At 66.1% G+C, this 8587-nt stretch carries 8 protein-coding genes and 1 pseudogene; 6 read left to right on the top strand and 3 right to left on the bottom strand.

Features of this window, described 5'->3' with window-relative positions; genetic code table 11:
- Window positions 1–740: 740 nt before the first annotated feature.
- From ABZV44_RS37460 to ABZV44_RS37445, 4 genes and pseudogenes are all read left to right on the top strand, one after another.
- The gene (locus ABZV44_RS37460; RefSeq protein WP_354847359.1) at window positions 741–1640 is read left to right on the top strand and encodes an MBL fold metallo-hydrolase; all 900 of its coding nucleotides are present in this window, start codon (window positions 741–743) and stop codon (window positions 1638–1640) included.
- A 569-nt stretch (window positions 1641–2209) separates the two neighbouring features.
- Window positions 2210–2806 (top strand): Chromate resistance protein ChrB, encoded by a 597-nt coding sequence (locus tag ABZV44_RS37455; RefSeq protein ID WP_354847356.1) that lies wholly within the window; start codon window positions 2210–2212, stop codon window positions 2804–2806.
- 8 nt (window positions 2807–2814) lie between these two features.
- The gene (locus tag ABZV44_RS37450) at window positions 2815–3231 is read left to right on the top strand and encodes a YkvA family protein (RefSeq protein WP_354847373.1); all 417 of its coding nucleotides are present in this window, start codon (window positions 2815–2817) and stop codon (window positions 3229–3231) included.
- Window positions 3232–4092: 861 nt separating this feature from the next.
- Window positions 4093–4305, top strand: a pseudogene (locus ABZV44_RS37445) (STAS domain-containing protein); the annotation flags it as partial.
- Between the two features lie 702 nt (window positions 4306–5007).
- On the opposite strand, the gene ABZV44_RS37440 reads toward ABZV44_RS37445, so the two are convergent.
- Window positions 5008–5598, bottom strand: a complete 591-nt coding sequence (locus tag ABZV44_RS37440; protein WP_354847353.1) for a hypothetical protein — start codon at window positions 5596–5598, stop codon at window positions 5008–5010.
- Between the two features lie 369 nt (window positions 5599–5967).
- Between ABZV44_RS37440 and ABZV44_RS37435 the strand changes: the two genes are divergently transcribed.
- Window positions 5968–6186, top strand: coding sequence for a hypothetical protein (locus ABZV44_RS37435; protein WP_354847350.1), 219 nt, complete (start codon window positions 5968–5970; stop codon window positions 6184–6186).
- On the opposite strand, the gene ABZV44_RS37430 is transcribed toward ABZV44_RS37435, so the two are convergent.
- Window positions 6164–7240 (bottom strand): hypothetical protein, encoded by a 1077-nt coding sequence (locus tag ABZV44_RS37430; RefSeq protein WP_354847348.1) that lies wholly within the window; start codon window positions 7238–7240, stop codon window positions 6164–6166. The genes ABZV44_RS37435 and ABZV44_RS37430 overlap by 23 nt on opposite strands.
- Window positions 7241–7288: 48 nt before the next feature.
- Here ABZV44_RS37430 and ABZV44_RS37425 point away from each other — a divergent pair, with 48 nt between their 5' ends.
- Window positions 7289–7504, top strand: coding sequence for a hypothetical protein (locus tag ABZV44_RS37425; protein WP_354847345.1), 216 nt, complete (start codon window positions 7289–7291; stop codon window positions 7502–7504).
- A 361-nt stretch (window positions 7505–7865) separates the two neighbouring features.
- Here the strand turns inward: ABZV44_RS37425 and ABZV44_RS37420 are convergent, their stop codons facing one another.
- Window positions 7866–8528: a MerR family transcriptional regulator gene (locus tag ABZV44_RS37420; RefSeq protein WP_354847342.1), complete on the bottom strand. Its 663-nt coding sequence runs from the start codon at window positions 8526–8528 to the stop codon at window positions 7866–7868.
- Window positions 8529–8587 lie beyond the last annotated feature (59 nt).

Genomic DNA, 8587 nt, shown 5'->3' with positions numbered 1-8587 from the left:
GCGCAACCAACACCTTCGGCAGAACCCACCTCGACCACACCCGAACCACCAAGACCAGCAACAAGATACACGATCATTGAGGAACGCAGCACTAGTAGGACTTTGTTAGGTCGGCGTGTTGTGCTCGAGTGCCAGGGTGATTCTCGATCTCTGCCATCGCCGGGTTGCTCTCGACGACAAGGACCTTGCTGGGCCGAACCGCAGGGGTCGGCGGCAGCGTGAATTCTGTTGCAGAGCACGGGAATTGGCTAATGGTGAATCCCTCGCAGACGGGTCCCCGACCGTCGAATCCGCAGCGTCATGGAGCTGAATGGAGGCGATCCTGCGCTCGCAATGTCAGTACCGCGATCGACTGACTACGAGACCATGTCAAACCGCAATCTCTCAGCAATGCATCTGTGAACTGCTTTCATGACGTTCACATGATCAGGGCTACTCCCTGGCATGCCATTGCCGGTGGCGTGCTCTGCCAATGTCCGATATTCGGCAATTCTGCGTACAGCTGGCAGGCGCAGTCGGGGTGAGATGATCTCAGCCCGTTGATCTTCGGATGTGGCAATGCATGTTGTGCAATACAACGATCCTCGCGCCGATGGACGGACCGGCTACGGGACTTGGAGAATGATCTTTTGGTGGACCTGTCCGCCGGCGAGAGCCCGATGGGCTCCCGACGCGGCTTCCAAGGGGCAGCCTTCGACGTCCCGTCGAACGTGACCGGTCTGAAAGACAAGGGGTAGTTCATGAAGCAGCTTCCCGAGCCCTCGCCATTGCCCGAGTCGGTCCCGATCCCGAAGGCCGACCCACCGGCCGAGATGGACCTCGTCGCGGTGCCGACCGGCGTGAACCACCGAACCGCCGCATACGCCTACGCCGGCGGGTCGGTCTTCGACAGGCGCGACTTCTACATCGGCGCCGCGCTCATCAAACACCCGCAGGGTGATCTCCTGGTCGACTCCGGTTTCGGACGCGACATCGCCAAGCAGTTGACCACGATGCCCCGCCTGTTCCGGAAGCTGACCAAATACGACGTCTGGAAGCCCGCGGTCGAGCAGCTGGAAACGGCCGGATACGACTTCAGCCGACTGTCCGGGATTCTGCTGACCCACGCGCACTGGGATCATATGAGCGGCATCCCCGATTTCCCCGACCTGCCGGTTCTGATCTCCCGGCGCGACCGCGCCGCCTTCTACAGTCGAGAAATGTTCGGCAACTTCCGCGGATTCTTCCAGGAATTCCCATTCAACTGGCAGGAGTTGAGCTTCCCGAGCGGACCCTACCTCGGCTTCCCCCGGCACCATGATGTGTACGGTGACGGCTCGATCGTCTGCGTCCAGGCTCCCGGGCACACGCCCGGCAGCATCATCGTCTTCGTGACACTGCCGAATCAGGTTCGCTATGCCCTGGTCGGAGATCTGGTGTGGCAACGTGAGGGACTCACCCGCCGCGTAGAGCGCCCATTCCCGGTCAGGCGACTAGCCGACTTCGACGCCGAGGGGAACAGGCAAAACCTCCTCCGCATGATTTCGATCATGCGGCGCATCCCCGACCTGATCGTCGTGCCGGCCCATGATCAGCGCGCCTTCGCCGAGATGAGCCAACTGCCGAACGTCACCACCAAGGGCCTGATCCTTTCCGCTTGATGAACCAACCCGGCCAGCCCCAGCGGACCAGAAGCCGGGTGAGGGCTCGGACAGGACCGGGGTGAACCCCTCTCGTCCTGTTGTCTGCCTGGCGCACACCCCAGCACCACAACCACGGACCAGGCCCGCTGGCTGCGTAGGCCAAGCACCACGATCGCGCGCCGCACCCGCTCCGGGTGCCAGCTGGTCCAGATGATCTGCTGCAGGCGCTCGGTCATCGGTATCACAGTGCGTTTGCCCGATGTCGGCTTACTGGGTCGGTGGATCTCAATGTCGCTCACCCGGTGAACAAGGCTACGGACAGCGGCTTGGGTGCCGCTCCGATCGGTGGAACGGCGTCACCGATCGGGCAGATCGTAGCGCATTCGAAACCGCGTGGACCGCAAACGAACTCGGTGGGAACCCCATCCCATCCGCCACCCATATCGCTGGCGTGTTCGGAAAATGATCAGCAACGACTGGGGCGACATGGGTAGGCCCGGGTGGCCTGACCTGCTGCGGGGCCCAGGCGTCGAGCTCACTCGTCCCTACTCTGGAACAGCAGATTGTAATGCCCGTAACATGGCCCCGTGAGAGATGTAACCCAGTCCGGCGGGTGGTTGCTGATCAGCGTGTCGACCGCTGGTTCTGCCGGCACCCTGCGTGTGCAGGTGTGGCGCAAGCTGAAGTCGCTGGGCGCGCTGTATCTGCAGCAGTCGGTGTGCCTGTTGCCGGACCGGTCCGAGGTGCACCGTGAGGTACGGCGACTGGCCGCTCGGGTGCGTGATCACGGCGGCACCGCGCGCGTGCTGGCGATGACGTTCACCGATCCGGTCGAGGAACACGGCGTGATCGCCGAGTTCAACGACGCCCGCGACAGCGAATACGCCGAGATCCTGGAACGGATCCCGGAACTGCACACCGAGCTCGAAGGCGAACTGGCACGCGGGAACGCGACCTACGCCGAGGTCGAGGAATCCGAAGCCGACCTCGAACGCTTCCGATCCTGGCTGGCCAAGATCGCCGCCCGCGACTATTTCGCCGCACCCGGCGGTCAGGCCGCCCGTGACGCCGTCGACCAGGCCGGTGCCGCGCTGGCCGCCTTCGAGGAAGCCGCTCTCACCACCGAGGGCGCGAATCCCGAAGCCGCCGAACGTTTCCGACTTCAGATTGTGGAACGACAGTGACCGACCCGATGATCGACATTGCCCTCGGCCTGGCCGCAGCGCTGCTGCTGACCTGGCTGGCGTTCGTCGTCGCGTTGGTGATCGTGCGCCCCCGCGGCAGTCTGCTGCGTGAATCGCTGCGCATCCTGCCCGACACCATGCGCCTGATCCGGCGACTGGCCGCGGACCGCAGCCTGCCACGCGGCATCCGAGTTCGGTTGTGGTTACTGCTGGCCTACCTCGCCTCCCCGATCGACCTGATCCCCGACTTCCTGCCCGTGATCGGGTACGCCGACGACGCCATCATCATCACCGCCGTACTCCGCAGCATCGTCCGCCGCGCCGGCATCGAACCCGTCCGGCAACACTGGCCCGGCACCGAGGACGGATTCAGCGCCCTGACCCGGCTCACCGGACTCGACCGCACCGAACCCCGGAAACCCTGACTCTGCGTCACAACTCGCAGATCATCCGCTTCTGCGCGGTGTACATGTTCGGAAAACGATGGGGCTCTTGATGCAGTAGGCAGGCCGAAGCCATATCAGGACTGAGGCGGGGTTGTCGCTGTGTGCCGGTCGAGCCGGTTCTGGTCATGTGGGTGTGGGTGGCTCGGCGGCGGGGTGCATGACGGCGTGCCACCACGATTCGAGCCGACTCGGCTCCGGCCAGTGCACTACCGGCACGTCGTCGTCGGAATCGGGGGTGATGGCGGGTGTGACCGTAGGCCGTTTTCCCGGTCGGCGGACGGGGCTGTCACTGCGTGGTTCGTGTGGGGTTGCTGTCATGGCGCGCCTCCGAAATCCCTTGCCCGGCGCCCGGTCTCACCGGGGCGGGCTGGATTCTCAACTCGCGGCGGCGGTGTACGCCGAGGTCGACCGCGCGCGAGGAATGCCACGAACACCCAAGGGGCCATGCCGAAGGGGTCTGCGCCGCCGCAGAGGAGGCCGACGTAGGCGAGGGTAGGCGTTCAAGGTCAACGGCAGGCTACGTTCGACCCGATTGATGATCACCCGATGGCGGGGCGGCCCCGCCGCCGGCAACACCATCCCTCGCCCCGCGCACGGGCGTGGCGGGTGGCTTGCGGGGGGCGCTTCATGCAGGGTTTATGAAAAAGCCTGGTCACTCGCGGCTGTGCAGGGCGCTGACCGCGAACGGCGTTTCAGCCCTCGCGCCCCGAAACCAGGTGATGGTGATGTATCACCAGACCGATCCTGTTCTCATGTCCACCTCGGCCACGACCGCGCTCGACCACACCCGCGTCTGCACCGTCTGCGGCGAGATCGATGTTCTGACCCCCCACATTCGAGCAGGCGTTGCGCGACAGCCTCGGCAGCGGCGAATCGACCCGCGTCGACATGACGGGGGTGACGTTCTTCGGTGTGTCCGGCATCCGAGCCCCGCTCGCGGCCCGTGATGTCGCCGCCCGGCGGCACTGCACGCTGTGTATCGAGGGCTCCTACTGCGTCAGACGGGTCCTCGAAGTGGTAGGTCTGGCAACGGAATTCGGCATCCACGAATAGCGCCAACCCGTCGATGCCCGACAGCGATGATCTCCGGTCGCGGTCAGCGCGCGTCCGCATGCTGCTCGACTTCGCACGAACGGCCCACCCGGGCGGCTGGGCATCGCGCCCAAGGGCCGGTGATTGACAGGCCCCTCAGCGGGTAGACCGATGGTCGGTGCTCATCGGACGCGAGCCGAGAACACCGCGTGTTGCCCGTCCACCCTGCCCGGACCTGCGCGCTCGACGTGCACGCCGGGGGCGGGCAACACCCGCCGACAACTCCCGAACAACTCGCAGGTTTCCGCGCCCCTCGGTCGCTTCGGAAAACGACCGCAAGATCCCCAATCGATAATCGAGGCATACGGATTGACCTTCGGCTGCCTCTCAGGTGCAGATGACCGGCGCAGTACTCAGCGCTGTGCTCGCGGGCTCCGCGAGCCGGTGCCGGCCACCGTCCGCGGGTGCCACCACGGCAGGAAGCACGACCGTGGGCGCGTCTAGCAGAACGCGCGGAAGGTCGCTACCGCGTCAGATCAGCGCGGCGATCGAGGCCGCAGACCGGGTCGGCGGGACTCTCCGACGCTGACTTCGCCGCGACCGCGCGGAGGTCGTTCCTGGACAGGACGCAGAGGGCGCGGGCGTCGCGCTGGCCGGGGCCCTGTTGGCGCTGCAGTTCCTCCCCGGGCGGGACTCCGCGCGATCCTGAGACGTTCTGGCCGATCACCACGGCGGCTCTCCGCTGAGCGGGTCGTCGCCGGGGGGACCGGCCGGCAGGGCGCGAGGGACGACTTCGCGGAGCGGGGCCGGTAGCTGTGGGAGCAGCCTGTCATCGATCCAAAGCTCGGTGAGGGCGCTGAGATTCCTCATCGAATCGGGCAGCGCCACCAGGTGGTTGCCGTTGATCTGGAGAAAGGTGAGCCCGGCGAGGTCCCCGATCGAGTCCGGAAGCTTTGTGAGCAGATTGTCGGACGCCTCGAGCACGGTGAGCGCGGTGAGACGGCCAAGCGAGTCCGGGAGCTCGGTGAGCTGGTTGCTGCTCACGATGAGTTCGGTGAGCGCGGTGAGATCGCCGAGCGAATCCGGGAGCGTGGTGAGCGGATTGGCGAACAGGTTGAGCGAAGTGAGCGCGCTGAGGTCGCCTATCCAGTCTGGGAGCTCCGCGAGGAGGTTGACACCCAGGTCGAGTTCGGTGAGCATGCTGAGTCGCCGCAGGGAATCCGGGAGGCTGCGCAGCTCCAGATCTGACAGATCCAATGATTGCGCGCCGGTGTGCAGCGCGTCAGCGATACGCGTCTCGGCCTCTGATGCCATCGAATCCCGCCCGTCTCGTCCGTTGCTTTCGCAGCCTGAGTCTGCCCCTCCGACCGACATTGGAGCATCGCGAGCACGGGCTACGGGCGAAGTCGGAACGAGCCGTCTCCGCCGGAACAGCCGAAGGGCGTCGTGTCTCCGCGATCGGTGCCGCGGTACTGCGGCGGACGGTCAGGTCCGGAGCAACGCCTCGTATTCATCGCCATCGCCTCGGCACGTCGAAGCGGCCGGCCAAACTTTCCTGGCTGTACAGCGAGAGTTCCCTGGTGCAGCTCGAATCGCGCTCGACGAGATCACCAGTCTGCCCTGACCCCCGCGCAATGTGTGACCACCATGAGCCAATTCCCGCGCTCTGCAACAGCATCCACGATGGCGCCGACCCCTGCGGTTTGGCCCAGCAAGGTCCTCGTCGTCGAGAGCAACCCGGCGATGGCAGAGATCGAGGTACTCGTGCTGGCCAACGCCGGCCACGAGGTGATGTCCGCCCCCAACGCGCAGCGCGCTTTGACCCTCGCTCGGCGATGGAATCCGGACCTGGTGCTGCTCGACCACATCCGTGTCCATCTCACAGCACCGCAGGCGGCCTGAAGCATCTCCAATTCGGCCGTGGCGCCAATTTGGTCTGCACCCCGTACGTGGTAGAAGGCCGTGAGGGCGGGCACCGACTTGTCGGTCGCGATCGAGGTCCTCCCGCGATCTTCACCGCTGCCCGCCCCGCGGTCATCCGCAGGACACCGCATGTGGGTCCATGTTCGGAAAACGATGGTGGGCCGAACGCGAACCCTCCGTCGACGGGCCGGACGTTCTCGCAGGACAGGGTGGTTCGGCAACCTGTTCGTTCGAGGTACGGCCGGCCTCCGCCGAGAATGATTGTGCTCCAATCGCATTCGCGCAGGCGGGAGAGGTTATGCGGTGGCGGGGTCGGGTCGTCGCCGGTGCGCGGGGCGAGGGCGCGTGAGGTGCCGGGCAGGCGGGTGTGTTCGGCTTTGTTGAGTGGCACGACGCGGCCGAAGCGGGCGTGGCCGCGTTTGAAGAACACGAAGTCACCGGTGTCGAACTGGCGGACCCGGTCAGGGTCGACCAGCCACTTCTCCCCCAGCGACACCTGGCCCTCGTCGCCGTGGCGCTGGCCCTTGATTAGGTGCCGCGAGGGCAACATGACCGGGATGGATCCGGCGTGTTTGCACAGCTCGCCCGCGTTTTCCAGGTAGCCCAACAGGACTCCGCCAGCGCAGGTTTTGAGGAGTCGTCCCAGCGACCAGGCGTCGGGGGCCACCGATTCCGGGGACTGGCCGCAGAAGACCATGGCGATCTTCTGGGAGCGGCCACGCTCGGCGATGTCCTCGACCCCGATCGATCCCTTCTTCGTGGTCAACGCCGAGAGTTCGTTGATGAACAGGATCACGCTGCGCCGCAGGTCTTTCGCGGTACGCCCGGCCCGTTCCAGCAGCAGCTGCAAGGTGGTGGCGACCTGGGCGCGGGCGGCGTCTTTGTCCAACGCGGGGACGGTCATGAACAGCACGTCGAGGTCGTTGATGTCGCGGCCGCCGTCGAACACCATCCGCCCGCTGGTGTCCTCGAGGTTCCCGAACAGGTTGGTGCACTTGATCAGTGCGTCGTCGAGCTGCGGGACTTCGCCCACTGCGACGACAAAGACGTCCTCGACCGCGTCGGGCTCCGCGTCCGGGATATGTGGGACCGGCTACCCGAACGCAGCCCGCACCAGGGCGAGCAGCGTGAACAGCGGCGCCCGCCGTCGGGTGCCGCGCGGGCGCATCAGCAGCGGGTGTCGTTGGTGGACAAGGCGATCGACTACACGCGGTTGCCGATCCCGTCCAAACCCGATCTCGGAGAAGCGATCGGGCCCACGGAGACCGTGTGCACCTACGTCTACTGCCGCGGATGATGGGTATGTCGAAGGCGGGCCGCAATATCGACGCGGGCCTGCGCGGCGAGCACGCCCATCGCTTCGACCTCGCCGCGCGATCGCCGTCGCTGAGCGTGGCGACACGGTCGCGGTGCCCTGTCGGCTCCGGAGACAGCGCTGAGCGCGACATCGATGGCCGGGTGCGACAGGCTGGTCATAGGGTCCGACCGATCCTTTCCGCCGGATGGCTATCAGCATTCCAGTTCGGGTCTCGGCGAATCACCCTCTACCAGGGCACATCCCGAACTTCGTTGGATTTTCGGCGATTACTACCGGGACCCCGAACCGGTCGATGCGCAGACCATGGCTTCGGCGGCGCCCGGTCGATCCAGGTGTCGGGTCAGTGGAGTTCCTCCGTGTGGCGGCCGTCGGTCCCAGGGGCCCAAGCCGTCCGGCGGCGGGATTCGTCCTCCTGGGCCAGGCGCCGCAGGACCGCCAGGACCGGTTCGAGCAGCAGTACGACGATCGCGGCGTGCTCGGCGAGTCGCAGGCGGTCCTCGATGTGTTCGAGTCGGTCGAGGTCGAGTCGTGCTGCGGCGGCGGCGAGTTCGGCGTAGGGCAGGAGTTCCTCGGTGCTGTACTCCATGCCGAGGCGGTTGAGGTCCATCAGGCTTGCGGCGAGTGCGTTGCGGTGCGGGGATGCGTCGGAGATGTCCCAGCCCATGGCCCGCAACAACGCGTCGACCCGCGGAGCCTGTTCGTCGACCGCGCCGGTCTCGGCGGCGTCGACCGGGGTGGGCAGGGCGTAGTGGACGACGCGGAGCGTGTCCAGTGGTTCCAGTGGCTGGTCGATCGCGGTGAGGACGTCGCGGGTGGCGGCGATGGACAGGCCGCCACGGGCGGTCAGGGCGCGGATCAGGCGCAGGCGCTGGACGTGTTCGTCGCCGTACAGGGTGAGGGTGGCGCCGAGGGATTGGCCGGGCGGCAGCAGGCCTTCCCGCAGGTAGTACTTGATGGTTCCGACCGGCGTCCCGGTCAGGCGGCTCAGGTCAGAGATCCTCATACACTCACTCGCTCGGACGGTTCGGTGTGGCCAGTCTCTCAGACACCTAAATGGACGCA

It is taken from the genome of Nocardia sp. NPDC004860, assembly GCF_040609015.1.
Lineage (GTDB): Bacteria > Actinomycetota > Actinomycetes > Mycobacteriales > Mycobacteriaceae > Nocardia.
The sequence above is the reverse complement of the archived record's forward strand: the minus strand, read 5'-3'. Positions and strand labels throughout refer to the sequence as shown.